General features: G+C 45.9%; 27 protein-coding genes and 1 tRNA gene. 9 read left to right on the top strand and 19 right to left on the bottom strand.

Going from position 1 to position 25,139, the window contains the following annotated elements; translation table 11 throughout:
* Positions 1-91 precede the first annotated feature (91 nt).
* The 3 genes from HFD99_RS12390 to HFD99_RS12380 are packed head-to-tail and all read right to left on the bottom strand — an operon-like array spanning position 92 to position 1,663.
* The gene (locus HFD99_RS12390; protein ID WP_031463268.1) at positions 92-628 is read right to left on the bottom strand and encodes an O-acetyl-ADP-ribose deacetylase; all 537 of its coding nucleotides are present in this window, start codon (positions 626-628) and stop codon (positions 92-94) included.
* A 32-nt stretch (positions 629-660) separates the two neighbouring features.
* Positions 661-1,053: a hypothetical protein gene (locus HFD99_RS12385; protein ID WP_031463267.1), complete on the bottom strand. Its 393-nt coding sequence runs from the start codon at positions 1,051-1,053 to the stop codon at positions 661-663.
* A 22-nt stretch (positions 1,054-1,075) separates the two neighbouring features.
* Positions 1,076-1,663, bottom strand: a complete 588-nt coding sequence (locus HFD99_RS12380) for a TetR/AcrR family transcriptional regulator (RefSeq protein WP_039277070.1) — start codon at positions 1,661-1,663, stop codon at positions 1,076-1,078.
* Between the two features lie 195 nt (positions 1,664-1,858).
* Between HFD99_RS12380 and HFD99_RS12375 the strand changes: the two genes are divergently transcribed.
* Positions 1,859-3,094 (top strand): MFS transporter, encoded by a 1,236-nt coding sequence (locus HFD99_RS12375; protein ID WP_031463265.1) that lies wholly within the window; start codon positions 1,859-1,861, stop codon positions 3,092-3,094.
* An 86-nt stretch (positions 3,095-3,180) separates the two neighbouring features.
* On the opposite strand, the gene HFD99_RS12370 is transcribed toward HFD99_RS12375, so the two are convergent.
* From HFD99_RS12370 to fabF, 4 genes are all read right to left on the bottom strand, one after another.
* A complete protein-coding gene (locus HFD99_RS12370; RefSeq protein ID WP_025364588.1) occupies positions 3,181-3,921 on the bottom strand; it encodes a zinc ribbon domain-containing protein in 741 nt (246 codons plus the stop codon).
* Between the two features lie 107 nt (positions 3,922-4,028).
* Positions 4,029-4,982 (bottom strand): helix-turn-helix transcriptional regulator, encoded by a 954-nt coding sequence (locus tag HFD99_RS12365; protein ID WP_185094016.1) that lies wholly within the window; start codon positions 4,980-4,982, stop codon positions 4,029-4,031.
* Between the two features lie 21 nt (positions 4,983-5,003).
* Positions 5,004-5,510, bottom strand: a complete 507-nt coding sequence (locus HFD99_RS12360) for a GNAT family N-acetyltransferase (protein ID WP_031463263.1) — start codon at positions 5,508-5,510, stop codon at positions 5,004-5,006.
* Between the two features lie 139 nt (positions 5,511-5,649).
* Positions 5,650-6,888 carry a beta-ketoacyl-ACP synthase II gene (fabF, locus tag HFD99_RS12355; protein WP_031463262.1) on the bottom strand — a complete coding sequence of 413 codons (1,239 nt, stop codon included), beginning with the start codon at positions 6,886-6,888 and terminating at the stop codon, positions 5,650-5,652.
* A gap of 165 nt (positions 6,889-7,053) precedes the next feature.
* Between fabF and HFD99_RS12350 the strand changes: the two genes are divergently transcribed.
* The 4 genes from HFD99_RS12350 to HFD99_RS12335 all read left to right on the top strand — a co-directional run bounded on the left by HFD99_RS12350 (position 7,054) and on the right by HFD99_RS12335 (position 12,206).
* Positions 7,054-7,893, top strand: coding sequence for a helix-turn-helix transcriptional regulator (locus HFD99_RS12350; RefSeq protein WP_031463261.1), 840 nt, complete (start codon positions 7,054-7,056; stop codon positions 7,891-7,893).
* A 135-nt stretch (positions 7,894-8,028) separates the two neighbouring features.
* Positions 8,029-9,921, top strand: a complete 1,893-nt coding sequence (locus HFD99_RS12345) for a DEAD/DEAH box helicase (protein WP_123797080.1) — start codon at positions 8,029-8,031, stop codon at positions 9,919-9,921.
* 2 nt (positions 9,922-9,923) lie between these two features.
* Entirely contained in the window at positions 9,924-10,886 is a 963-nt protein-coding gene (locus HFD99_RS12340; protein WP_031463259.1) for a YqhG family protein, read from the top strand.
* Positions 10,887-11,144: 258 nt separating this feature from the next.
* Positions 11,145-12,206 carry a hypothetical protein gene (locus tag HFD99_RS12335; RefSeq protein ID WP_123797078.1) on the top strand — a complete coding sequence of 354 codons (1,062 nt, stop codon included), beginning with the start codon at positions 11,145-11,147 and terminating at the stop codon, positions 12,204-12,206.
* Positions 12,207-12,307: 101 nt separating this feature from the next.
* On the opposite strand, the gene HFD99_RS12330 is transcribed toward HFD99_RS12335, so the two are convergent.
* A complete protein-coding gene (locus HFD99_RS12330) occupies positions 12,308-12,499 on the bottom strand; it encodes a YqzE family protein (protein ID WP_025364580.1) in 192 nt (63 codons plus the stop codon).
* Positions 12,500-12,785: 286 nt separating this feature from the next.
* On the opposite strand from HFD99_RS12330, the gene HFD99_RS12325 reads away from it, so the two are divergent.
* Positions 12,786-13,541, top strand: a complete 756-nt coding sequence (locus HFD99_RS12325; protein WP_031463257.1) for an N-acetylmuramoyl-L-alanine amidase — start codon at positions 12,786-12,788, stop codon at positions 13,539-13,541.
* On the opposite strand, the gene HFD99_RS12320 is transcribed toward HFD99_RS12325, so the two are convergent.
* The 3 genes from HFD99_RS12320 to HFD99_RS12310 all read right to left on the bottom strand — a co-directional run bounded on the left by HFD99_RS12320 (position 13,516) and on the right by HFD99_RS12310 (position 15,388).
* On the bottom strand, positions 13,516-14,451 hold the full coding sequence (locus HFD99_RS12320) for a divergent polysaccharide deacetylase family protein (protein WP_039277050.1): 936 nt from the start codon (positions 14,449-14,451) through the stop codon (positions 13,516-13,518). The two genes, HFD99_RS12325 and HFD99_RS12320, sit on opposite strands and share 26 nt — an antisense overlap.
* Positions 14,452-14,579: 128 nt before the next feature.
* Positions 14,580-15,092, bottom strand: a complete 513-nt coding sequence (gene msrA / locus HFD99_RS12315) for a peptide-methionine (S)-S-oxide reductase MsrA (RefSeq protein WP_039277047.1) — start codon at positions 15,090-15,092, stop codon at positions 14,580-14,582.
* Between the two features lie 211 nt (positions 15,093-15,303).
* Positions 15,304-15,388, bottom strand: a tRNA-Leu gene (locus HFD99_RS12310).
* Between the two features lie 222 nt (positions 15,389-15,610).
* Here HFD99_RS12310 and HFD99_RS12305 point away from each other — a divergent pair.
* Positions 15,611-16,147 (top strand): hypothetical protein, encoded by a 537-nt coding sequence (locus tag HFD99_RS12305; RefSeq protein ID WP_039277044.1) that lies wholly within the window; start codon positions 15,611-15,613, stop codon positions 16,145-16,147.
* Positions 16,148-16,282: 135 nt separating this feature from the next.
* Here HFD99_RS12305 and HFD99_RS12300 read toward each other — a convergent pair whose 3' ends face one another.
* The 5 genes from HFD99_RS12300 to HFD99_RS12280 all read right to left on the bottom strand — a co-directional run bounded on the left by HFD99_RS12300 (position 16,283) and on the right by HFD99_RS12280 (position 18,800).
* Positions 16,283-16,612, bottom strand: a complete 330-nt coding sequence (locus HFD99_RS12300; RefSeq protein ID WP_016819756.1) for a carboxymuconolactone decarboxylase family protein — start codon at positions 16,610-16,612, stop codon at positions 16,283-16,285.
* A 116-nt stretch (positions 16,613-16,728) separates the two neighbouring features.
* Positions 16,729-16,950, bottom strand: a complete 222-nt coding sequence (locus HFD99_RS12295) for a hypothetical protein (protein WP_016819755.1) — start codon at positions 16,948-16,950, stop codon at positions 16,729-16,731.
* A 140-nt stretch (positions 16,951-17,090) separates the two neighbouring features.
* The gene (locus HFD99_RS12290) at positions 17,091-17,435 is read right to left on the bottom strand and encodes a hypothetical protein (RefSeq protein WP_013370520.1); all 345 of its coding nucleotides are present in this window, start codon (positions 17,433-17,435) and stop codon (positions 17,091-17,093) included.
* A gap of 101 nt (positions 17,436-17,536) precedes the next feature.
* On the bottom strand, positions 17,537-18,109 hold the full coding sequence (locus HFD99_RS12285) for a xanthine phosphoribosyltransferase (protein ID WP_039277041.1): 573 nt from the start codon (positions 18,107-18,109) through the stop codon (positions 17,537-17,539).
* Between the two features lie 85 nt (positions 18,110-18,194).
* Entirely contained in the window at positions 18,195-18,800 is a 606-nt protein-coding gene (locus HFD99_RS12280) for a DedA family protein (protein WP_016819753.1), read from the bottom strand.
* A gap of 141 nt (positions 18,801-18,941) precedes the next feature.
* Here HFD99_RS12280 and HFD99_RS12275 point away from each other — a divergent pair, with 141 nt between their 5' ends.
* Complete coding sequence (locus HFD99_RS12275; protein ID WP_016819752.1) at positions 18,942-20,048, top strand: YkvI family membrane protein; 1,107 nt, start codon at positions 18,942-18,944, stop codon at positions 20,046-20,048.
* Here the strand turns inward: HFD99_RS12275 and HFD99_RS12270 are convergent.
* Positions 20,045-21,169: a glycosyltransferase family 4 protein gene (locus HFD99_RS12270; RefSeq protein ID WP_031463252.1), complete on the bottom strand. Its 1,125-nt coding sequence runs from the start codon at positions 21,167-21,169 to the stop codon at positions 20,045-20,047. The two genes, HFD99_RS12275 and HFD99_RS12270, sit on opposite strands and share 4 nt — an antisense overlap.
* Positions 21,170-21,374: 205 nt before the next feature.
* Here HFD99_RS12270 and HFD99_RS12265 point away from each other — a divergent pair, with 205 nt between their 5' ends.
* Positions 21,375-22,556, top strand: a complete 1,182-nt coding sequence (locus HFD99_RS12265) for a GGDEF domain-containing protein (RefSeq protein WP_039277035.1) — start codon at positions 21,375-21,377, stop codon at positions 22,554-22,556.
* Positions 22,557-22,681: 125 nt separating this feature from the next.
* Here the strand turns inward: HFD99_RS12265 and HFD99_RS12260 are convergent, their stop codons facing one another.
* Both HFD99_RS12260 and HFD99_RS12255 read right to left on the bottom strand, forming a co-directional pair.
* The gene (locus tag HFD99_RS12260; RefSeq protein WP_019686917.1) at positions 22,682-23,464 is read right to left on the bottom strand and encodes a pseudouridine synthase; all 783 of its coding nucleotides are present in this window, start codon (positions 23,462-23,464) and stop codon (positions 22,682-22,684) included.
* A complete protein-coding gene (locus HFD99_RS12255; protein ID WP_039277031.1) occupies positions 23,461-25,128 on the bottom strand; it encodes an RsmB/NOP family class I SAM-dependent RNA methyltransferase in 1,668 nt (555 codons plus the stop codon). Before HFD99_RS12255 ends, HFD99_RS12260 begins: the two co-directional genes overlap by 4 nt.
* Positions 25,129-25,139 lie beyond the last annotated feature (11 nt).

Genomic DNA, 25,139 nt, shown 5'->3' with positions numbered 1-25,139 from the left:
TCCAGTTGAGCACTCTTACATCAACTCATTCGTTGGATTAAGGTAAATGAGGAGCTTAAGTATGTATACTAAAAAATTAATCTTTAGGTGACTATAGCTTACGGCTATATAACTGAGCATTTTCCGCATCAAAACAAACAAAAATAATCTCATTCAACCCAGCATGTTCCTGTACAAAACATGTCACTTCCTGTATAGCAATCTCGGCCGCCTTTTCTTTTGGGAATCGGTAGATGCCTGTGCTAATATTGGGAAAAGCAATGCTGCGTGCATTCAGTTCTAGAGCCAATTGCAGTGTATGACGGTAGCATGTCGCCAATAGTTCTTCTTCCTGATGGTCGCCACCATTCCAGACTGGGCCGACCGTATGAACAACATATTGGGCATCCAGCTTGCCAGCCGTCGTATAAACCGCACCTCCTACTGGACATCCCCCTTGTTTGTTTCTGATACGGACACAATCCTCCAATATAGCCGGACCACCAGCTCTATGAATCGCACCATCTACACCACCGCCACCCAGCAAGCTTGTATTTGCTGCATTGACGATAATATCCGCCTTACAACGGGTAATATCCCCTTGCACCACACGTATGATGACGTTAAATCGTTCAATTTGGGTATCCATTGATCCTCCTTCTCTTCTAAAAACCAGCTTTGTTATATAGTCATCTTATAGTCTCTACAAGCGATTTCTAATATATCGTCATAGGTTTTTAACAGAAAGTGTCTTAGATTTTTCCCCCGTGCACTAGCTATTGTCGCTAATATTGGCGTATCTGTAAGCTCGTCAAAACTGCTACCTTGCGCATACTTCTGCTCAGACATGTCTAGAGCCACATCCAGTTCAATCATATTAAAGTAATAGACTCCTGTAAATATGAGCTCATAGGATACAAAATCGTCTACTGCTTCTGGCGCTAAACCCCCATTAATCTCTCCCTTCAAAACCAGCTCTTTTTTCGCATAATTCATATGAACCTGATCCAAATAGACCGCATCCCGTCCATGCAATTCACCAAGCGGTGTTTGAATAGCTTTTATGTGTGGCATCCAAGTGTTCTCCTGTCCTAAATTATTTTCCATCCAGCAACATAAGTGCGGTCGCAACCGCATGATCCACAAAAGAACGCGCTGGGCCTGACTTCATCATCACAGTTATCCCGATTAACAAAGAGACTAATGTGTGCGCCAAAGCTCGTGCATCCATAGTCACCTCAAGCTCCCCAGATTGAATACCACGTTCGAGGGTCGCCTGAAAGACAGCAGAAAGATACATCTGATGTTCTCTAGTTAAAATCTCAAACCTCTCATCATGAGGGGCTAACTCTACCATTGTATTGATGCAAAAACATCCCTTGTTAGACTCCTTCTCGTACTCTTCCGCCACCACTCCCCCAAAAAAATTGTAAAATGCTTCTTTTACAGATGAACTATTTTGCAGTTTAGCCCTTACACAAGCTGCATGAGATTGCGTATATTTACGCAGCGCAGCTTCGAATAATTGCTTTTTATCCCCAAAGGCAGCATATAGGCTGGGGCGTTGTATTCCCATACGGGAGGTCAAATCACTTAAAGACGTGGCCTCGAATCCCTTTTCCCAAAAAACTTGTATCGCTGCATCCAACGCTTGATCTTCATCAAATTCTCGTGGTCGAACCATATTTAACCCCTTCTTTTTGTATCGTTCAGTATATTAAGATTGTATGATCTTCAGAAGCGGCTGTCAAATATGTACGGGTTAAACCCTTGACAATTCTTATTGACGAGAGTTATATTGACCTAAAATTATTACATACCGATCGGTATATTATACCGATTGGTATGTAAATCACAGAAAGCGATGTGGTATGTGAAAATGAAAACGTCAGAAGAAAAAGCGATACTACTCCCCCATCAAACGGTAGCCAACACTGCCGAAATAGCTCCCGTTCCGGTCCTGTCCCGGTCTGTGGCGCTCTTGTTTGCCATAGCCTGCGGGCTGGCTGTCGCTAACATTTACTATGCACAGCCATTACTGGATGCGCTGGCGCACGAGTTTGGCATTACACACTCATCGGTCGGTATCGTTATTACCGTCACGCAAATTTGTTATGCGTTAGGACTGCTGCTACTCGTCCCGCTTGGCGATCTCTTGAACAGGCGGCGCTTGATTACAGGACAGATGCTGCTATCTGTGCTGGCATTAATCCTGGTTAGCTTTGCCCCTACCCGTACAATACTGCTTATGGGCATGGCAATGGTTGGGCTGCTGGCTGTAGTGACTCAAACACTCGTGGCATTCGCCTCGACCTTGGCTCATCCGACTGAACGCGGGCAGGTCGTAGGGCTGGTAACCAGCGGAGTCGTTATCGGCATTTTACTCGCACGAACCATTGCTGGTGTATTAACTGATCTGGCAGGCTGGCGTTCAGTTTACCTTATTTCTGCTATACTTACGCTGTTTATGGCTGTGGCTCTATTGCGAGTACTCCCAAAGAACGAACCCACAAGCGCTACACTTTCCTATGGGCAGTTGCTTCGCTCGGTTATCGCACTGTTCGTCCAAGAACGAATTCTGCGTATTCGTGCTGTCCTTGCGCTGCTTATTTTCACAGCGTTCAGCATATTGTGGACTTCGCTTGTATTACCTCTTAGTGCTCCCCCATTGTCTCTTTCACACACTGCAATTGGGGCCTTCGGCCTGGCTGGAGTCGCCGGAGCATTAGCAGCAGCCCAAGCAGGGCGACTTGCTGATCAAGGCTTGGGACAACGAACGACAGGTACCGCACTAGTTGTATTACTGCTGTCCTGGCTACCTATACGCTACACCGAGCATTCTCTATTCGCTTTAACTCTTGGTGTCATTCTTTTGGATTTGGCCGTACAGGCTGTACATGTCACTAACCAGAGCTTGATTTTCAACGTTCGCCCTGAAGCACGGAGCCGACTTACCGCAGGCTACATGATCTTTTATTCCATCGGTAGCGCCACTGGAGCCATTACCTCCACTCACATGTATACCTATGCTAGGTGGAACGGAGTTTGCCTATTGGGGGCGGGTGTCAGTGCTCTGGCTCTCATTTTTTGGGCGATGACTCGACGTTCAACTTGATGGTACATCCATATGGATGGGATCAACGAAAAACCGCCTGGGCCTCAACAACGGCCTAGGCGGTTCTCTTCTATCACTGTAAACCATCACTTGATTGCAATATAAATCAAAACAGGTTCATCTGGATTGCCATACACTTCAAAATCACCTGTGTAGGTCCGCTCCCCTTGTCCCGTCGCGGCCCATGCCCAAATTGTCTGCCATACACGGAAGACAGAAGAAGGTTCATGGGTTGCCTGAAAAATAGCGTAGCGTGCAGCCGGAATTACAAGTTCTTCAAGATCGTCAGGAGCTTGGAAATCCTCAGCCGCTTCCTTTCCGATAAAAAACGTATACTCGCCCAAAGCTCCATTTTCATAGTCAGTATAGCAACCATAGACGGAAGCAAGTCCATGAGGACCTCTGATCCGGCCTGCCACATCCTCACCTACAAAACGTTCCCACATGTTTGGAATGATCCCGTGGGACGTTTGTTCCTTCTGATTATTTGTACGTGCTTTTAGTCCAATTAAATGGATTTCACCTCGGTACTCCTCCCGAATGGGGCCATCAAATTGAAGCTCTGCATCCTCTGAAGATCGCCACCTCTTCAAGTTTGGTAGATAATTACGCAGCATCGAAATCGCCTCTTCTGCCTGCATCCCCTCTTCTACCATGATCGGCACACACTGCTGGATCATTCCCTCCATCGTCAAGTCAGGCTGTACAAATGCACCTTCCTTGTAACAATACTTGCAATACTCATCTGTATTATGATGTTGTGCATCCGTCCCATATTGACCCTCATGCTCCAGTGGCATCCCGCAACTTTGACAAGCTTTATCCATTCTCGTAAATCCCCTTTCGCCAATTCGTATCTGGTATGCCACCAGTATAACGAAACAAACCTGACAACTATGGGTCAGGTTCGTTTTACTTTAGTCTAATAATTATTCTATAATTCCTGTTCTTCTTCATAATTAGACGCAATACGCAACGCCATCTTATAAATCTTGTCTCGCAAATGGGCTGGTTCTTTGACAATCACATCCGGTCCGAGGCTTAAAATAAACCCGTACACCCACGCATCCTCAGGAAACGGGACTGAAACCGTGTAAATCCCTTCCTCCTGCTCGTTCAATGCTTCCACACCAAACCAATCCTCCGCCAGATGTCTTGAGGTGCGGTTAAATTGTAGCGTAAATGGTTGTACAGCGCTGGATGCCGTCATCCGCCCCTCATTCCACGGCAGCACTTCATTAGAAAGATCCCTGCGAATGAAAGCCGTCTCTGTAACCACAGGCTCATTCATACGGGAAAGCTTGAACAACCGAAATTGCCCCCTGTCGGGACAATACGCATACACAAACCATTGTTGCCCTTTCAGCACAAGCGTATGCGGTTCCACATCCCGTTCTGTTCGGGCCCCTTCCGCATTTCGATAGGTAAAAGCAACCGTACGGGCTTGACTCATTGCCTCTTTTATCTTGATTAATTTAGCTTCCTGGACAGACTGATTTCCCCATCCCGAATGATCGACGATAAACTGTGTGGTACGGACACTAAATTGCTCTTTTTCAGACTCTGGTATAATGCTTTCAAATTTATGAAGTAACCGGGATACGTTGGGACTGCCCAACGACGAGGACAAACTCTGTAAGCCCATCACAATGTCCTTGATATCATGATCCGTCAGCATACTTCGATCCAGGCGATATCCTTCCATCAGGCCGATTCCTCCACCTGCTCCCTGAAAAGTTACTACTGGGATACCAGCCAGACTAATCGCTTCAATATCTCTATAAATCGTCCGAATCGAAACCTCATACAAATCAGCGAGTTCCTTTGCTTGTATTCTATTTCTTTTCAGCAGCAAAATGACGATAGAAAGCAATCGATCAATTTTCATGTTTTTCAAAACCTTTCACCCTTAATAAAAATAAGCCATGAGTTCCTCATCATATCCCTGACCTTGATATTCCAAAGCGTTCTTTTCAATACCATAGGTTTTAAACCCCAATTTCCTATAAAGCTCGACAGCTGCTTGATTGGCAGCCACCACACTCAGATTGATTTGTTTCAATCCTTCCACTTTCTTACCTCGACTGATAACTTCCAATACAAGTTTCTTAGCGATCCCCTGACCTCGGTAAATCGGTAGTACATAAACTCCCCAAATCGTTCCTTTATGCTGTGTCTTTGTTTTGTGTTCTCTTTTAAATCCGGTCATGCCAGCCAGCTGATGATCCTTTGTAAATGCACCAAGTATGTAATGGTCTCTCTTATTTTGTATTTGCTTCACTACATCAGATAGCGAAACTTGTACAGCTTCCTCGTAGGAGGTTCCAAAAGCTTCGGGGTTCATTTTTAAGGCTTCCAGTCTTAAATTCCAATATACTTCAGCGTCTGCTGGCTCTATGTTCCTGATTATGATCATGGTTTCCCGTCCCTCCAAATGTTTTCCTCCATCTTACTCTATCTCTTATTTAAATTGAATCTATAATGCCTAAATTAAAATAACCTCAAATGCTAGATCCAGTCGGATAGAGCACCTGAGGTTCAAAACTCATTACGTATTATGACTCATAGCGTTTCAGCACAATGACCGCATTATGACCCCCAAAGCCGAAAGAATTAGATAACCCAATATTTAGTGGAGCATTGCGTGCTTCGTTAGGTACATAATCCAGATCGCAAGCAGGGTCGGGATTGTCTAGATGCATTGTTGGCGGAATGATACCTTCCCGAAGACTTTGAACAAGCGCAATTGCTTCGACACCGCCCGCCGCTCCTAGCATATGACCTAGCATGGACTTATTCGCGGTAACCGGAATCTGATAGGCATATTCACCAAATAGCTTGTGGATCGCCAAAGTCTCAGCAATATCCCCTACAGCCGTACTCGTTGCATGGGCACTGATCACATCCACTTCTTCAGGGGAGATGCGAGCCGAATGAAGGGCCGCTTTCATTGCTAGGTAAGCTCCGGTTCCTTCGGGATGCGGTGCAACCATATGATAGGCATCCGAACTCGCTCCATAACCGATGACCTCACCATAGATTTCCGCCCCACGCCGGGTAGCGTGCTCCAGCGACTCCAGTACCAGGATACCCGCTCCTTCGCTCATGACAAAGCCGTCACGATCCTGATCGAACGGTCGGCTTGCTGTAGAAGGCTCCTCGTTACGTGTTGACAAGGCAGTTGCATTAGCGAAGCTTGCCAAGGCCAATCGGGACACTGCGGCTTCAGCTCCGCCGGCAAAAATGACATCCGCATCTCCTGTACGAATGGTCCGAAACGCCTCTCCAATTGCAGTGTTCCCAATAGAACAAGCCGTTACAGGTGAAAGCGTAGGACCCATCGCTCCGAACGCGATACTTATTTGTGCAGCAGCCATATTCGAGATCATCATAGGTACCAGCGTTGGGCTAACTCTACCCGGACCACGATGTAACAGCACGTCCACATTATCTACCAACGAATCCAAACCGCCGACTCCTGACCCCACATAGACACCTACACGCTCCAGATCAGTGTGATCCAGCTCCAGACCAGAATCCTTGAGCGCTTGCTCTGCCGCATATAATGCAAACTGGGTAAATCGATCCATTCGTCTGGCATCCTTACGGCCCCACTGCTTTTCTGCATCAAAATCCTGTACCAATCCAGCAATTTGCGCTTTTAAATCGGACACATCAAATGAATCTATTTTACGTATACCTGAATTGCCTTCCAGCAAATTGTTCCACAGCGTGCCTACTTCATTGCCCAATGGCGAAACGACACCCATACCTGTTATCACTACTCTTTGCATAAGCTATTCATTCCTCCTGCTTGATGGCTTACTTATAATCCTCATTTTACCCTCGTCTTATCCTATTACAAGTGTTTGTTTATCCTGGTATAATGAACACTACTATAGTAAGCCGCCTGATTTAATTACTTCAGATACACTCATCGAATGGAGAGAAAATATCTAATGAAAACGGAAGCACGTCTGGAAGCACTATCTATTTTTCTTAAAACAAAAAGGGCCCGCCTACATCCGCATATGGTTGGTCTTCCTCCAGGGTCACGTCGCAGAACACCAGGTTTACGCAGAGAAGAAGTCGCTCAGCTGGCAGGTGTCAGTACAACCTGGTATACCTGGCTGGAGCAGGGACGGGATATTAAGGTATCCGCCTCCGTATTGGATGCTATTGCTGCTGCCTTGCAGCTGAACACGGATGAGCGTAAATATTTGTACGATTTAGCGCTGGAAGCCGGGTCTCATAACCTTCCTACTCCTGCAGAGCAGGCGATCATTTCTCCGTCTTTGCAAAAGATCGTACAAGAGTTGCACTACTGTCCTGCTATAATTTCAGATCGGCGCTGCCATATTGTCGGCTGGAACGAAGCTGCTGCTCATGTTTTTATGGATTTTGCCGAGCTACCACACGAGCAGCGCAATATGATCGAACTGCTATTTACCAAAAAGGAGTTTAAAAGTCTGGCTGTGAATTGGGAACACTTTGTAAAGGGGTTTCTCGCTATATTCCGCGCTTATTACGGGCAATACGTGACAGACCCCTGGTATGCTCAATTTATACAAAACATGAGTCAGGCCTACCCAGAGTTTAACGAGCTTTGGAATCAGAGTGAGGTAAGCTCCGCTCCAGAAGTGCTCATTGAATTTCGTCATGCCAAGGCTGGCAAAATGTTATTTGACCTGACTTCCCTTCAAGTACAAGGCAGTGTCGATCTCCGTTGCAGTATTTATACCCCCAATGCGCAAACTTCTACGGAAAGTAAACTCCAAAAGTTAATGGAAGGCAGCTAAAGGATTTTATCCCTCCTGTTATGAAGATATCTTTTTCCGTCCATACTACATCTACGATCTGTGCAAAATAGATGTCATATATGTGACAGAGCCAAGAGCTTCAACGGTGCTACTACTAGGAGGGAGGGAATCATCATGAAAGCCAAACCGACAAGTTCCCAGCACGCACAAAGCCAAGCACCATTGCCTGTTCCGGTACAATTTGACCGCAGCTGGCAGGACGAGCTGGACCAACGCCTGCACAAGGGAGGTCCTTGGGGAGATTGGGATCTGTATCAGCTGGCAATCGAGGCGGAAAAGGCCAAGCTGGTGCCGAGCTTTGATGAGCTTCAATGTCTTCAGCATTTGCAAGACCTCACTCCACTGCCCCATCAACTCGATACCGCTCGAAAGGTACTGTTTGAGATGTCTGGACGTGCCATTCTTGCCGATGAGGTCGGTTTAGGCAAAACGATTGAAGCCGGAATGATCCTTAAGGAATATCTGGTTCGCGGGCTGGCTTCTAAAGTGCTTATTCTTGTACCCGCTTCTCTGGTTCTGCAATGGGTGCGTGAGCTGAATAGCAAATTCGGCATTCCCGCAGTCGCCCAGAAAAAAGCGTATTCCTGGTCTTCCGAGGTTGTCGTAGCCTCTATGGATACGGCCAAACGGGAGCCACATAGTAACATCCTGCTAGATACCGATTATGACCTGCTCATTATTGACGAGGCTCATAAGCTGAAGAATAAAAAAACATCCAACTACCAGTTCATTATGAAGTTGCGTAAAAAATATTGTTTGCTCCTGACAGCAACACCTGTACAAAACGATCTATCTGAGCTGTTTAATCTGATCACGTTACTCAAGCCCGGTCAATTGGGAAGACAAGGCGATTTTTCAGCCAACTTTGTTGTAGATAAACGTCTGCCCAAAAATGAAGACCAGCTCAAGGATGAGCTGTCTAAAGTCATGATCCGCAATCGTCGCGGGGAAGGTCCGGTTCAATTCACTAAACGAAATGTTTCCAACATTCACTTGGAACTCTCGCCAGAAGAGCAAGCGCTGTACGATGGGGTGACCTCTTTTGTCAAAGAACAATATCAGGCGAATGGCGGAAATTTAAGTAGCATGCTGTCTCTCGTTACCCTTCAACGGGAGGTGTGCAGTAGCCGGGACGCTGTGTTCGTCACGCTGGTCAATTTGTCCAAAAAGATGGCTCCTGACTCTCCCCTACGCGATCGTGTTTGGGACTTGGTCGCACACATTAAAGCGATCAAGGCCAATTCCAAAGCAGAAAAAGCACTGGAGCTCATCCGGAAGATGAACGAAAAAGTGATTATTTTTACAGAATATCGGGCCACACAAGAGTATTTGCTAAACTATTTCCGTGATCGCGGGCTGTCTGCTGTTCCTTACCGAGGCGGTATGAACCGGGGCCGCAAAGATTGGATGATGGATCTGTTCCGTGGTCGCATTCAGGTCATGATTGCTACTGAGGCAGGCGGTGAAGGCATTAATCTGCAATTTTGTCACCACATGATTAACTTCGATTTGCCGTGGAATCCCATGCGCGTGGAACAGCGGATTGGACGGGTGCATCGACTTGGACAGAAGCATGACGTAAATATCTTCAACCTATCCACTACCGGAACGATTGAAGAGCATATCCTGCACCTACTGCATGAAAAGATTAATATGTTTGAGATGGTCATTGGCGGATTGGACGTTATTCTGGAAAAGTTTGAGAAAAAAGAATCCATTGAAAAAAGTTTATATAAAATCATGCTTGAGTCCAGTAGTGATGATGAAATTCGTAGAAAAATGCAAAAGTTGGGCCACTCGCTGGATTCCATCAAACAAGAAATAGCACAAATACGCACAGACCCGTCAGTCTCTCCAAATGTAGCACCGGATAAGTCACCTGGAACAAAACAGCTTAAAGGACGGCTAACAGGAGTAAGCTCAAGTGTTACCGAGGATTTGTTAGGCTTAGCAGGTGATGCAGTTCCTCCAACCAAAGCTCGACGCAGTGTGAAAGGGGGGCGCTAGCCTTGACTATGAATGCACAGCAAGTCCAGCGTTTTGTCCACACTTATCTGGAATCTACTGGGTGCAGCATCATTGAGAGGTCTCCCCACCATGTAACTGTCAAGCTGTCTCCAGAGGCAGATAAAGCCTTGACAAATCGCCCCTACTATTGGGGATACGTAGAGCGTACTGGCGTTCCAGCGCAAACCATGTCCTTCACATTCATCTTTGATGGGGAAGCCTATCGGACAGAACAGGAACGTTTAGCGGATCAGACGCCACCAGCTCCTGTAGCTGGCAACGCAGCACAAGATCAGGTCATGGGGCGTTACTTCGGTCATGTACCGACGTTACCGCAATTAGGGCCTGGTCGCATTATGCAGGAGGAACTCCGATACGGAAGCCGTCGGCTGCATCAAATTTTTGAAGCTGCTCGGGATGGAGGAAAATATGTTTATTTGTTCGAGCAGCCGGATGCCCGTCAGTTGTCTGCCCGTTCTCCTGTAGTCTACGAAGCTTGGCTCAGCGTCTGCTACAAGATTGAGTTTGCCTGCGATTTGAAGCGCGAGGAACTTCAGTGGCTAGGTATTTCACTCAAAAGTGGCACTATTGTAGCCAATTTTGGCGCTATGCTCGAAACCCGGCAGCTCAGCCCGCTGCTGGCAGGCAATATGCATGTACAGCCAGCGCAGCTATCTGTCCATGAAGCTTCCACCTCGCTTGAAAGCTATCTCACCGAACAGCTCCGACAACAAGATTATGGTTGGGCTGAGCAGGCGAAGGAACGACTGCGCGAGGAGCTAGAGGTTATTGACCACTACTACGAAGATCTAATCAAGGAACAGAAAGAGGAAGAGGAAGAGGAAGAGGATAAAAAAGAATCCGTATTAGAGCAGCATCAAGCCCGTCGTAAAGAAATGGTATGGCAATATGAGCCAAAGGTACTCGTATCCGCCATTAACTGCGGCATATTTCATCTGCGGTAACTGATATCTCACGCTCCTTCGCAGGTTAGTTGCAGACATGTCGTCAAGTTGTAACATCTTGCTTCAGCCTACATCAGTTTCTGCTGCTGCAAACACAAGCATAGTCTAACCTGTCTCCTATGTATCGACAGCAAAAAGCGAACCTGGATACGACATTTGCGCCGACAGAGTGCAGCAGTCTTTTCATCGGACAAGCTGTATGCTAGTTAAAAAAGAATGCCTCCGTCGGCAAGCCATCCGACAGAAAGGTGGATTCCATTGAAAAAAAATCATTCCGGGCATTATAGCGTAGGTATGATCGCAGCTGTGCTGATCGGCCTGTCCGCAGTCTGTCCGTTCGCTTCCATTCATGCGGCTCCCTCTGCCGTTCAAGAAAGCAATGTAAGCTCAGCATCCAACTACAACGAAAGCTCCCAGGTTCCTACAATGGAATCCAGGAGCCCTACTACTTCTTCCACATCCCCGGGTGACGTTTCATCAAAGCCTCCTACTCAGCGGCAAGGGGTGCCTGAGGACGTGAAACGGACAGCGAGCGATACCGTCCAATCTCTATCGTCGCAACCCCCTTTTGCTTCGTGGAAAGACGCCGAACTCAGCTACCATTCGCTCGGACCTGGAACCCATAGCTGGCTTGTTCAAGTGAACCATGCAGGAGAATACATTGGCTACCTGATTATCGGATCAGACTCAAACGGCGCTTATCAACTCAACGAATACGGGAATGGGCCAGGCGGACCTTATAGTATGGATATACTTCGCCAATCCCTGAAGTCGCTCACAGAAACCGAATTTTCTTCTATCGACAAGCTACAAATTACACCTATGTATGAGGAACCTCTATTAGCCTACTGGCAGGTACGTTCCTCTACGGGTAGCCAAATAGGTATTGATGCTGTTACTGGCGATCCGCTACCTGCAGAAGTAACAGATGGGAGCTGGAAATATAAGTTTCAGAACAACGCGATTTATTCATCTATACCCTTTTTGAAAACTCAGGCCCAAGCAGTTACTGTCTCGTCTGATCCTTTCGATCCCTATGAGGATCTGGGCTGGCTTCAACCTAAGCAAAAACTTTCCATTCATGACACAGACCAATTTATGGACGCGCTAAGTAATTCACCACGTATGATTTTTTCAGCCACAAGCATCAATTTTGCCTTTGGGGGACCCTTATCCATTAGCGGGTTTCAAGCTTGGGTATCTACAGATCATCCGTCCGAACCCATTTTATATGCATTAACCTACCACGATGGTCTTTCCCGATTTGTGCCCCTAAAACAACTGTTGCCTCATGGTCAATTTTACCGTTTGGAATCTTAGTAGTTTTAGGACCATTAAAAATAATTCGAAATTATCCCTAAACAACATAAAAAGAGACCTCAAATGGCATACCCATGCCTCTTGTGGTCTCTTTGGCGTGTTTAACGTTGCTCTCTTCGCCCTCTGCGTGTGGATTTTATCCACATTTTTAGAGCGAGAGGCAACATTCCAAACCATTTGCTTACCCACGGCTCCTTGGCTTGTTTTTGGCTGCGTCGAACATCGCGCGGCGTTTCCATATAACGCACAATCCGCTCTGTAATATACGTCACCAGTTCGTCACTCTTCGCCATCCTCCATGACCTCCTTCATCTGACCTAACATTTCCGATCACCGTATCTTGGAAATACCAAATTACACGTTAGGTTCAGATACCACTAGCTTGCACAGTTTTCAGCAGCTCTAACCCTTGCGGGATAACTATGCATGGTTTCCCTTAAATGGAACATACTATCTTCAATATAACAGTTTCCTCAAGGCTTATTGTTATATTTGAAGACAGCTACGCTACTTTAGGTTTGACGTCTGTTATGCATGGTTTTCAGTAAACAATCAATTCGTCCATTGGAGGAATAGAACGTGTTGAATAAAAAGTTAAAGAAGATGTGCCTGGCCGGGCTGGGGTTAAGTTTTTGCCTCCTTTGTAGTGCTGTATTTACCCCGTTTGCTTATGCAACTACTCAGCCTGAAGAGAAAAGCACCGAAATAAACAAGCATACAGAACCCCCGTTTAACCGGTCCTATCACGCTTTTGCCAAACCCGTGGTCCTGATAGATGTAGGTCATGGTGGTGTGGATGGTGGAGCAAGTCACAAAGGACTTCTGGAAAAAGATATCAATCTTGCTATTGCTCAAAAACTATACTTGATCTTACGTTCCCAGGGTTACCCTGCTGTCCTGAATCGGGACAAGGACTACGCACTGAGTGATGATAACCGTTGGTTGCAGTCCAAATCGCGGCATCTTAAAGATCTCGCCCAACGTAAAAGCCTGACAGAGCAACTGCCTACTTCTTTGGTTGTCAGTCTGCATGTCAATTGGACCAAACGTGCCGAAAAACGCGGACCCATTGTGCTGTATCAGGATGAAGGCAGCAGCTATCTGTTAGCTGAACGGATTCAGCATTCATTAAACCGCTTATTTTGCATGAATAGACAAACCATATATGGAAAACCCTTTTATCTTCTGAATAAAATCCAACATCCCGCTGTAATAGTGGAAACCGGATTTATCAGCAACGAGCAGGACAGAGCCATGCTTTCCGGGGATCACGGTCAAAAAAGGATTGCTGAAGCTATTGCCGAAGGCATTATTGCGCATCTGACGGCATGGTAGTATTCGTGGCTGGGTCTCCTGTCCATCCCCATACATCACGCACCAGATCGCTAATACCGACAAATTGTGCATGCTCCTTTAATTTAGGGACCGATGAATGAAGCCCTGAGGAGGTATACATGCCGGACACGCCGACATGTCCAATCGTTACACAGGTGTCGTGCTCTGCCAACCATTCGACCACTTTACTAAGTTGCCGATTCACATGAGCGAGTGTATGAACATCATCCAAAAAAACATCATTTCGCACCGGTGGCATTCCCTTTTTAGCGGCAAGTTCAGGCACCACTGACCAATAATTAGTACGGCTATCAACAAAAAATAGTCCATATTCCTTACACACATCAAGCACAATGGACATAATGCGCTTGTCTGAGGTGATCTTGGAGCCCATATGGTTATTCATTCCTATGGCATACGGAACATCCTTAATAGCTGCTGTCACCTTGGCGCGTACTTCTTCATCCGTCATATTAGCCTTGATTGCTCCAGGTCCAAGCCATTCAGGCTTGCCTTGCTTGGGCTCCATTGGAAGATGTACGATAACATCATGACCACGCTTATGCGCTTCCATAGCGTCCCGTTTGGTTGTTGGCAGGAAGGGCATGACAGCAACGGTGATTTTGACGGGTAAATTTAAAATCTCCTCGGTACCTTTCATATTGTTTCCTAGATCGTCAATAATGACGGCAACCCTCTTTTGCCACTGGTTCTGTTGGTCTATCGCTTCAGCAAAAGTAGTTCTACAGTCCATAAATAACAAACAGACTGAAATACAAAGCACTACAATTATTTGCATTCTAGATCTTGCATGGTGTATAAGCGCATAAGACGAATCCTTCCGGCTGCGTGATGCCTTTAAAGCTTTTTTTATTATATTTCTCAGGTGCAACTTCCGTCGTGTACTCATTTGCGGGTCAGCCTCCTTCTCTGTCCCTTCATTGTGTGAGTAAAACCGTTTAAATATGTATAAGGCAGATCTGAGATATAATCTCTGATCTGCCTTATAGTGTGCGTAATAACGTATATTAAAGCTATTCACCAGTTTTTGTCGATAAACTCATCACGACCAGATTGGGCTCGATCTTCCTTATAATGCCTCACATTCTTTTTGTGGTAATCCTGATGATACTCCTCTGCCGGATAAAAAATCGAAGCGGGAAGAATCTCCGTTACAATTGGCTTATCAAAACGTCCGCTTTGTGCCAACTGTTCCTTGGATTGTTGTGCAAGCTCTCGTTGCTGCTCCGAATGATAAAAAATGGCAGGTTTATATTGTGTGCCTCGGTCCTGAAATTGACCTTCTCCGTCGGTAGGATCTGTTTGCGGCCAATACAATTCAAGTAGCTTTTCATAAGGAAACAGCTCAGGATCAAATGTAATCTGCACCACCTCATAGTGCCCTGTTGTTCCTGTTTTAACCTGTTCGTAGGTCGGATTGGCAATCATCCCTCCAGTATAGCCTGAGACAATACTATGAATCCCCGGCTGCTCCTCAAACGGAGTCACCATACACCAGAAGCACCCACCTGCAAAAGTTGCTTTCTCCATCTTCCATCCAACCTTTCAATAGCTTCATTATAAAACGTGTTACTTTCTATCATATCTTAAAAATTGAACTTATAAAAGAATTGCTCAAGGACTTGAATAAAATTCAAGTCCTTACATTGTCCTTCCTGGGAAATCTGCAATAACTCCGAAACATAAGAAAAGGTTTATAAAACTGCTCCGAGAGCAATTCTATAAACCTTTTTTGAATGGATGCGGTCGAGAGGACTCGAACCTCCACGGGGGGTTAGCCCACACGGACCTGAACCGTGCGCGTCTGCCAATTCCGCCACGACCGCATATATATTTGTCGTCTATTTCAAAAGAATCAATCTTTCTTAGCGACAAGATAGATCATACCATGCTCAAATAAAGTTGTCAAACCTTTTATTTATCTTTATTTATTCTTGATAAAAAAGGAATAATACGATAATATAAGAACATGAGTTCCTATTAACTTATGTTCTTTCACTTCGATGACTATGAATTATCATCACATTTCCCTAAGGCGGTGAATGGTAATGATCTCTTCAGATACTACTCAGCATCCATGCTCTCTTGTGAAAAGTTATCTGCTCCTTACCTTTATTCAAAAAGTATTTGAGCGTGACAGTCTAATTCTTGAGGAAAGCGGCGTGCTGAAAACCCCTGATCTTTATGTCGAAATGGTTAACGCAGGAATAGATCGTACCGGAATCCTGCTATCTGAAATCAAACATGAATTTAAGAAGTATCAAATTCGTGTTCTAGACATCCAACAAAACCACTCCGGCGTTCACGCCACCTATATATATAAAGGCGTCAAAGAACAGTTCCGTATGCCTATGTCCGCATTCCGCAAAGAAATGTATGAACGAATGCGAGCTTATTTGGGGCTCCCTACCTCTTTGCCTCATACGGCAGCTCTACCTTTACCAGAGAAATATCGCCCCGAATTACCCAATAACTCAACCCCCAAACCCCTACGCGTTGTTGGGCGAAGTTGGGTTGCATCCTCTTCTGCCTACAAGCATAAATCCCCTCGCCCTGCTGCTTTTGCTGCAAGTAAAAGAGCATAATCCCCGCACTACACGCAAAAAGAAGCTTCCGCAGGCACTAACTGTGCTCGGAAGCTTCTTTTCATAACCATCATTTGTTGAGATCAATCTATGTCCGCTATTACGATTATAAGTTATCTGTATGAATGATTCGCTTTAATGTAACGCCTTCTGTACACGGGTAACCCCTTGACTTAGAGCATGTCCTCCACCAACTGCAGCAGCTACAGCAACGGTCTCCATAATCTCCTGATCACTGGCTCCTTTGGAGCGCGCCTCATTCACATGATAAAACGTACACACCTCATTGTTGGCAAATAAGCCAATACCTAGCGCAATCAGTTGCTTGGTTTTTTCATCTAAACTGCCGGCTTGAAAGCATTCTCCGGTAAAGCGATGATAGGCATGAACTACCTCGGGCAACTTATCTTCCAAATGGCTGATTTGATCCTTGTATGCATGTACTTTTTCGTCCATAACCGTCATTGACACAGCACGCCCTCTCTGTTGAGTTTTCCTTCATTACTGTGTCCGATTTAGAGTTTCTGTATGCCTAATGAAACACCCGTTTTTTAGCCAATCCCCCATTGGGAACTCGTTTCTTAATCCAGATCTATCGGATTGTGTCGCGGCTCGCTGAACGGCTGATATGTATAGCTGCGATCCAACTTGACCACACGTCGATTCTGGCGGCGAATAAGCACCTGTTCATCATCCCATGCCAGTACAATGCCAACCACATCGTTGGACTCCAATCCATCGCGTACGACGCGTACCTTTTCACCAGAAAGTCGATAAGCATCCAATTCTTCGTCCATTATCATTCATGTCCCCTCCTTGTCCATTTTTTTCAACACAACGGCCATAATTTTATATGCATGAAAAAGTTTAAAAAGAGACCTAAACGAATCATTTAGGTCTCTTTCCGCTTACTACTTATATGGATTGCCAACAGAGCAACAAATTATCCCGACTGATTTACACTGTGATCATGTTCTTTTGTATCGTTCTTCTCGTACCAGAAGTCCAGCACTTGTGCAGACAACACTCGCTGTTCTACATACTCCACTTGGTGAGCAGTAAATTCTTCTTTCCAAGAGAAAGACAATTCTTCGCATAGGTTAACCAATGTCAGCAACTCAGACCAGGCCACATAGCGTTTATACCAAAAAAACTGAGGATGTTCAATCATATAGGGATACAAATCGTCGAATTCCGTATGCTTACAATCCAAGGCGCGTTCAAAATGCACTTTAGCCGCTGCCAGTTTTTCCAGAAAAAACTGTTCGGTCAATTGTTCATTCCCCATGTTGCTGCCTCCTCTCCCAAACCTTATATATATTATAAGCGAAATTGATGCTCATGCAAAGGTTATTATTAGAAATAAGGATCCGAAGCTTCGAATTGTTACTATTCAGCAAACTCTATCTTACCGTCAGCCAATGACGAAATTTTAACCAATGATTCTACACGAATGCCCTGCTCACGAATGGTTCTGGCTCCGGCCTGAAACATTTTTTCAACCGCAACTCCGAATCCAACCAACTCCGCTCCGGAGCGTTGAATAATTTTAACCATGCCTCGTGCCGCATCGCCATTAGCGATAATATCATCAATGAACAAGACACGATCATGCTCATGAATAAATTGACGAGACAACATAATATCTGTGACAATCCCTTTTGTAAACGAAGGTACACGCTCACACAGCGCATCTGGATCAGCTAATAAAGTCTTTTTACGACGAGCAAATACCAACGGTACACCCAACTCCAACGCTGTCGCAAACCCGATGGCAATGCCTGAGGATTCCACGGTCACTACTCTGGTGATCTTCTCTTCCCGGAAACGGTCTGCGAACTCTCGTCCCATTTCCATTGTCAGCTCTGGATCAACCTGGTGATTAAGCAATCCATCCAGCTTTAGTACCTGATCTGACGCAATCACACCTTCATTTAAAATTCGTTTCTTTAGTACTTCCATTCCATGACCTCCCACGGCATTCCTATGCGGTAAAAGTACCATACTTCACCCGTCGCTTTCAAGCTATAGCCTGTTTTCCATGCATTCATGTGATATTTTTTTTACGTTTGTTCCAGAACCATGCGGTGATTCCTCCCAAAACGATTAAAAGAATAACGATCAGGCCCACCCGATGAGTCACCTTCTCCATCAGCTTAGCCACCTGTTCCCAGTGCATGCCCACCGCATGCCCGATCCCCAAAAATGTACCACACCACAGCAACGCTCCTGCTGACGCATAGCCGATATAGCGAAAAACACCTAGACGGGTTGTACCTGCCAGATAGGATGACACATGTCTCAAGCCGGGGACAAAATATCCGAACAAAATTCCCCAGGTACCATAGCGCCCGAACCAATTTTCGGAAGAAGCAATCCTGGAGGGCGTAAGCCTCACCCATTTACCGTATCGGTGCAATAGTGGTTTGCCCAGCAGACGACCTAATGTGTAGCTAAGCATCATGCCTGTCATACTACCGAAAAATGTGACTGCCAGCGCAGCAATAAAGTTGTAGTGTCCTTGAGACACGAGCCCGCCAAAGGCGATCATTAGCACTTCGTCGGGTATCGGCATACCAGCTACTCCAAGGGCAAGCAAGCCGAACATTGCCAAATATCCGTATTCCAGTATCCATGCAAGGATTTGACCCATAAATTACGCTCCCGTCAAGCTATTCATTAAATGCAGTATAATTATTTTCAGTCTCATCCAGTCATGTCCTATTTCAGTTGAACATAGTTTGTATTATATGCTCACTGCAGCGTTATTCAAGCAGGCAAGGGGGGACTGGGAATGAAACGTAATATTCATGTTTTTCAGATTGCTTTTACATACATTGGTACAATCGTCGGTGCCGGCTTCGCTACCGGACAAGAAATATTGCAATTCTTTACGCAATATGGACGTTGGGCTACAATCACGATTATGCTGTCCACACTCATATTTGTATGGTTGGGTACGAAAATGATGCTGATCGCTCATGATATTTCAGCCCGCTCCTACGAGGATCTGAACAAGCACCTTTTTGGTGCCAATGCCGGAAAATGGATCAGCATATTCACACTTATTGTGCTGATTGGCGTGAACAGCGTCATGCTGGCAGGAGCCGGCTCTGTTTTTGTGGAGCACCTTCACCTGCACTACCAGACTGGACTGCTCATTACACTAATCGGAACTTACTTGCTGCTGAATAAAGGTATTAAAGCGATTTTGCATATGAACACCATTGTTGTCCCGCTGATGATCACTATATCTCTTTTGCTCGTTCACAGTACCCTTTCCATGCCCAATCCGCAAAGCTTTATTACGAATACGACAGACCACAGTGTGCTACGCACATGGATATCTCCGCTCCTGTACACGTCCTTCAATCTGGCTATGGCTCAGGCCGTGCTTGTCCCTCTAGGCAGCCAAACTTTCTCCCGTAAAACGATCCGCTGGGGCGGTGTTTTGGGCGGAATTGGTGTTGGCTTTATGCTGATGGCTGCACATTTTGTCATGTCAGCGCAAATGCCAGGCATTCAGCAATTTGAAATCCCTATGGGAAGCATTGCTTACCGTCTAGGCGCCCTTGTTGAAATCATATACATTCTACTCATTTTCATGGAGATCTTCAGTACCTTTGTGGCCGACATTTATGGAGTCAGTCTACAAATTCGTCAGCATGTCCAAATTTCGCCCAAGCTCATTACATTATTCATTATGCTCACCTGTTTTTTAATCAGTCAGTTCGGCTTCAGCTCACTGTTATCTGTGCTTTATCCTATTTTTGGAATGCTCAGTCTGATGTGGGTCAGTAAACTGATCTTAGCAGGACGCGGAAGACCTTTCCGCTCCTCACGTCCTCGCTCCAGCTTTCGGCATTCTGATTCCAAACCAGGTGATACCCGTCATGGTTAGTGCGGAAATTTCAAATACATTTTCTTCAGTTCGTTAACAGCACGACTTAATGAATAGCTTGATTTAGCCTTGTCGCAGGCAGATCTAGCCAGTTCATAACGATAGGCAGGGTCAGCGATGACCTTTTCTAATGCGTCTGCCAGTGCCTTCGGATTATCGGGTGGCACGAGCAGACCATTTACCCCATTTTCAATCTGCTCCGGTATTCCCCCTACTTCTGTACCTACCAATGCCAGACAGCTCAATGCCGCTTCTGCAAATACGGAGCCAAAGGCCTCCGCCCGCGAAGGCAATACAAATACATCAAAGAAAGGCATAAACTCTTCCGGGTGAAGAGTATATCCATAAAAAATCGTCTCATGGTATATATCTAGCTGTCGCGCCATCTCTTCCATCTCAGGCCGAATCGGACCATCACCAATGATATGAAGTACAAATTCCTGATTTCTTTTTTTCAGCTCAGCGCAAGCCTGTAATAGAATATCAAGTCCTTTGGCGGGAACAAGTCGGCAAACGGTTATAAGCTGTGTCACTTCATTTTCGTGAGGAATGGGCTTAAATCGCTTCTCATCATATCCATTTGGAATAACCACAACATCTTGCGGATGCTGTACATAAGGTGTTAAGTAATGCTGAAAGGATTGCGATACTGCTATCAGGCGATCCGCCTTCTGCTCCATTTCTCGGTACAGTGACACTAAGAATTGGTGTTCAGGCCCGTTCTCCTCTATTTTCCCGTTCAGAATTAACTCCTTCTCATAGGAAGAGTGAATCGTCTGTACGAGCGGGGTATCAGGAAATACGTTTTTCATAGCTAGCCCGGCAATCGGATGATGAGCATGAATAAGGTCAAAGGGCTTCTGAATACGAAGCCGAGTCCACCACAAATAATCACGGTACGTCTGAATATATTTTTGAACGATAGGATATTGCTCATATCTCGTCCAGTCGAAGGTATCAAAGATTACTTCGTCCCTACCCTTGTTACGAATCCGTTTAGGGATTGAAAATAACTCCATTTCCCAACGGGGGGACGTAAATCGCTCTTGCAAATATGGAATCATGGATGAAACGCCTCCCGGTTGCTCGGGTGGGAAAAAGAGAGCCTGTAGCAATTTCATGAGTGCTTCCCCTTTCAAGCATTAAACTGCCCGGAACACAGGATATATGTATAGGTTTCCGGATTTTCTGAAAGATGATATATTGAGAATAAATGTTAGGCACAAAAGAAAATTATAACATTTTAACTGGAATAAATCCTGTCTATTGTATCGGAACGATATCGTCCGTTCAATAGATAGATTAATTTTACAAATGGAGTCGGTGATGTTGACGTTGTTGTCCTTATTGGGAACCTTGGGCTCCCCATCTCTGGCCGGGGCCATAAGTGCAGCCTGCGGTTTGTATATTATACTCATGATGGCGCTAATGTGCGTGATCATATATAGCAGACAACGAAAAAAAGCCTATATCCTTTTTTCGGTTGCCGCTATTTTTATTATGACATATGAAGCGATGAATCTCTATTCGGCAGGCGGCGGCCAAATGCAACTGCAGGGAATCGTGTGGAAAAATGCTTTGGAGGCGTTTGCCTTCGTGCTCATCAATGCCGCTGTATTTCAGCTTTACCGAAAGCTAAAGCTTATGGAAAAATGGGTCTTGCTGTTGCTGGCTGCGTTATTAATACTGCCGGTAATGGCTTGGACTTTAGGTTTGCTGCCTACTTGGATTAGCCCAGTGAAGTTGGTTGGATTCACTTTGTTTTATCGAGTGTTAGTGCTTATATTAAGCCTTCTGTTCATCACCCCGCGAATCGGACAGCCAAAGAAATTTATGGCAGGCCTATTCACTTATCTGCTCTGGCTTGGTTTTCTCTGGCTGCGAATTGACATCCCTGAAGAAGCAGACGGATCAAACACAATCCTGTGGATGTCATTTTTACCATTGCTGTACTACACTACGTTATTTGTCATCCTGTTTGAACGGATTGTGGAGCTACTCCAAAGGATTTATCGTTCTTCCATTACCGATGGCCTGACAGGACTGTATAACCGTAAATATTTTTCGGGGCGACTACGACGATATATGGACCAGGGAATCCGCGTGTCGGTCATTTTTTGCGATATTGACAATTTCAAAAAGCTGAATGATACGCAGGGCCATGCTCGTGCGGATGAAGTTCTCAAGCAGGTGGCACAGATTATGGAGGACGAACTGGATGAAATCGGGCTGACCGGACGATACGGTGGCGAGGAACTGGTCGCAATGGTTGTGGATCGTCGGGCCAAGGTGGCGCTGGTCGCAGAACGAATCCGCGAACGTGTTGCTGAGGAAAGCATCGTCACTATCAGTGTCGGACACAGTACTGTGAAGAAGGAAATGAACCCGGATGAACTCGTCAAACAGGCCGATCAAGCCATGTACATATCCAAAACGACAGGTAAAAACAAGGTTACAGCTTATAAGGCAGCGGAAGTGAAACAAAATCGGGCAGCACGCGCACAATAATTCGCAAATTACGATTTGTTATCGAAGACTGCCTATGAATACTGCTCTGTCTAATTGTCTATATCCTAAAATGACGCACAGGAATCTCGTACGAGTCTGTGCGTCATTTATATTTAATCTTACCATCAAGCTTCTGATGTTGCGGAAACTATATCACGGCCGATCAATGCCAGTTCTTCGCTAGTCAGCTCTCGATAGCTGCCCAGTGGAAGCTGATCATCCAGCTTCAATGGCCCCATGGCTGTTCTTTTCAAGTAGGTCACTTTTTTACCAACCGCCTCGAACATGCGCTTCACTTGGTGAAACTTACCTTCATGGATTACAAGCGAAATATAGGAAATGACTTCCCCATCTGCCTGATGCGGCTGTTCATGCCGAAGAATCGTCAACTGCGCGGGAAGGGTGACATACCCATCGTCCAGTTCCACTCCTGCTGTAAATTGAAGGATATCCTCCTCCGTGACAAGTCCCAACACCGTAGCTTCATACGTTTTGGGGACATGACGCCTCGGAGATAGTAGTTCGTGCGCCAGCTTGCCATCGTTGGTCAATAACAATAGGCCTTCTGTATCTTTATCTAGCCGCCCTACTGGAAAAGGCTCGAAATGTCGTTCCTCCGCACTCAGCAAATCCAGCACCGTTCGTTCCCTCGTATCTTCGGTTGCAGATATAACACCTGGGGGCTTGTGCAGCATAATGTAAATATACTCTCTAAAAACAACAAGTTCGCCGTTCACTTCAATTTGATCTTGATATGGATGAACCTGTAAGCCGCTATCCTTGATGATCCGTCCGTTTACTGTGATCATACCTTGCTTTACCTGTCTCTTGATATCACTACGGGAACCATAGCCCATATGGGTTAAAATTTTGTCCAAACGCTGAGTTTGTCTTCCTTTTCCACTCATACCGATGTCCACCTCCAGCCTGTAGGATATTCATTTTTAAGCATGCCATCCTGCCATTTGCCCCACCCGGCCGAATAACCATCAATACACACGAGAGTATAGCCCTTGGGTTGGACTTCATTCCGAAGCTCCATTCTCTCAACAGGGATGGACAAGGTTTCACCTTTTAAATACCGGATGGCTTCAGCGTCCGAGCTGGAAAGGTTGATGCTTCTAACCGCCTCAAAAGGGCGCAAAGCCACCGCCAGTGGATGTGAAGGTACAAAACGACCATTCTTATCGGTTCCCATAAACCAGCCCGGACGTACCACCTTAAGCCCGTCCAAACGATGTGATGCCAGCGGCGACTGATAAATTCGATCTCCGTAGACCACCGTGTAGCCTGCAAATGAAACCTCCAACTGCTCCTGAACAAATTGATGATAAGATTCCAACACATCATGCGGGGAGCGTACAGCAGATTTTGCATTTTCTTTGCCCATACGTGACTTGTTACCATCAAAGCCGCGCGTGGTCTTTCCTTTGCCTGACTTTCCGCCCATTCCTTTTCCGGTTCGTTTAGGCTCATCAGTCGTGCGCCTTCCTTGGACACTTGGGAGCAGCGCTTCCTTGACGGGCAAATGTTGCTTCTTGTGCGAATATGCTGCTTCTATTTTTAATATTCTTTCATTCTTGTTCGTATATGGAGCCAGTTCCCCTGACTCAGTGTGATCTGCTGTCGAAGTGACACGACCACCACCCTGATGCTGCAATATGGCGATAAAATGCCCTTCACCCTCTACAAGATGCGGCCATAGGCGTGCTGTACCTCGCAGTTCCGGATGTGCCGATGCAATCTCTTCATTCATCCATTCCGGGTGGCCTGGTGCAAAACCTGCTTCCGAAGGAACAGGGACTACGTTAAAATCGGGATGAGCCTCCAGAAATTCCGCAATCATTCCTTCATTTTCTTCCGGGGCAAAGGTGCAGGTCGAATAGACAATTCTTCCCCCATCGCTCAGCATCGAGGCCGCTACACGCAAAATGTCCCGTTGCATGACCACACATTTTTCTACCGAGTGTGTCTCCCATTGTTTGGCCATATCTTCATCCTTACGGAACATACCTTCACCCGAACAAGGTGCGTCAATTAAAATTTTGTTGAAGAAATGAGGAAAAGCATCTGCGATACGATCCGGGCTTTCATTCAATACCACGGCATTGCGCACACCGTACAGTTCCACATTTTTAGCTAGCGCCTTGGTTCGATCGGCGCTAATATCATTGGTCACCAGTACGCCACTTCCTTGCAGTTTGGCTGCGATTTGGGTTGATTTCCCCCCCGGTGCAGCGCACAAGTCCAAAACAGCTTCACCCTGAGCTATATTGAGCAGTTCAACCGGAGACATCGCACTTGGTTCCTGTACATAGTACAACCCAGCATGATAGTAAGGGTGAAGTCCAGGCTTAGTGCCGTGCGGAATGTAAAAACCTGTGGGGCACCACGGAATCGGCCGCAGTTCGAACGGAGAACGTTCCTTAAAGCCCTCTACTGGAATTTTTAATGTATTGACGCGAATCCCGGCATGGGGCGTGTGGTCATAGGCAGCCATAAAAGCCTCAAATTCATCACCGAGCAGTTGTTCCATGCGCTTTACAAATGCTGTGGGGAGCTGTACACCCATAATCGTAATCA

The sequence above is a fragment of the Paenibacillus sp. EKM301P genome, from assembly GCF_011800295.1.
GTDB classification, from domain to species: Bacteria; Bacillota; Bacilli; order Paenibacillales; family Paenibacillaceae; genus Paenibacillus; species Paenibacillus polymyxa.
This window is presented reverse-complemented; position numbering and strand designations above follow the sequence as displayed.

Coding starts and splice junctions, on each gene's coding strand:
- HFD99_RS12350 (WP_031463261.1), top strand. CDS start 7,054: ATGAAAACGGAAGCACGTCTGGAAGCACTATCTATTTTTCTTAAAACA.
- HFD99_RS12270 (WP_031463252.1), bottom strand. CDS start 21,169: ATGAAATTGCTACAGGCTCTCTTTTTCCCACCCGAGCAACCGGGAGGC.
- HFD99_RS12275 (WP_016819752.1), top strand. CDS start 18,942: ATGAAACGTAATATTCATGTTTTTCAGATTGCTTTTACATACATTGGT.
- HFD99_RS12285 (WP_039277041.1), bottom strand. CDS start 18,109: ATGGAAGTACTAAAGAAACGAATTTTAAATGAAGGTGTGATTGCGTCA.
- HFD99_RS12390 (WP_031463268.1), bottom strand. CDS start 628: ATGGATACCCAAATTGAACGATTTAACGTCATCATACGTGTGGTGCAA.
- HFD99_RS12265 (WP_039277035.1), top strand. CDS start 21,375: ATGTTGACGTTGTTGTCCTTATTGGGAACCTTGGGCTCCCCATCTCTG.
- msrA (WP_039277047.1), bottom strand. CDS start 15,092: ATGGAGAAAGCAACTTTTGCAGGTGGGTGCTTCTGGTGTATGGTGACT.
- HFD99_RS12375 (WP_031463265.1), top strand. CDS start 1,859: ATGAAAACGTCAGAAGAAAAAGCGATACTACTCCCCCATCAAACGGTA.
- fabF (WP_031463262.1), bottom strand. CDS start 6,888: ATGCAAAGAGTAGTGATAACAGGTATGGGTGTCGTTTCGCCATTGGGC.
- HFD99_RS12290 (WP_013370520.1), bottom strand. CDS start 17,435: ATGGGGAATGAACAATTGACCGAACAGTTTTTTCTGGAAAAACTGGCA.
- HFD99_RS12255 (WP_039277031.1), bottom strand. CDS start 25,128: ATGGGTGTACAGCTCCCCACAGCATTTGTAAAGCGCATGGAACAACTG.
- HFD99_RS12280 (WP_016819753.1), bottom strand. CDS start 18,800: ATGGGTCAAATCCTTGCATGGATACTGGAATACGGATATTTGGCAATG.
- HFD99_RS12295 (WP_016819755.1), bottom strand. CDS start 16,950: ATGATAATGGACGAAGAATTGGATGCTTATCGACTTTCTGGTGAAAAG.
- HFD99_RS12305 (WP_039277044.1), top strand. CDS start 15,611: ATGATCTCTTCAGATACTACTCAGCATCCATGCTCTCTTGTGAAAAGT.
- HFD99_RS12320 (WP_039277050.1), bottom strand. CDS start 14,451: ATGAGTACACGACGGAAGTTGCACCTGAGAAATATAATAAAAAAAGCT.
- HFD99_RS12370 (WP_025364588.1), bottom strand. CDS start 3,921: ATGGATAAAGCTTGTCAAAGTTGCGGGATGCCACTGGAGCATGAGGGT.
- HFD99_RS12365 (WP_185094016.1), bottom strand. CDS start 4,982: ATGAAAATTGATCGATTGCTTTCTATCGTCATTTTGCTGCTGAAAAGA.
- HFD99_RS12300 (WP_016819756.1), bottom strand. CDS start 16,612: ATGACGGTTATGGACGAAAAAGTACATGCATACAAGGATCAAATCAGC.
- HFD99_RS12380 (WP_039277070.1), bottom strand. CDS start 1,663: ATGGTTCGACCACGAGAATTTGATGAAGATCAAGCGTTGGATGCAGCG.
- HFD99_RS12345 (WP_123797080.1), top strand. CDS start 8,029: ATGAAAGCCAAACCGACAAGTTCCCAGCACGCACAAAGCCAAGCACCA.
- HFD99_RS12330 (WP_025364580.1), bottom strand. CDS start 12,499: ATGGCGAAGAGTGACGAACTGGTGACGTATATTACAGAGCGGATTGTG.
- HFD99_RS12385 (WP_031463267.1), bottom strand. CDS start 1,053: ATGCCACACATAAAAGCTATTCAAACACCGCTTGGTGAATTGCATGGA.
- HFD99_RS12260 (WP_019686917.1), bottom strand. CDS start 23,464: ATGAGTGGAAAAGGAAGACAAACTCAGCGTTTGGACAAAATTTTAACC.
- HFD99_RS12360 (WP_031463263.1), bottom strand. CDS start 5,510: ATGATCATAATCAGGAACATAGAGCCAGCAGACGCTGAAGTATATTGG.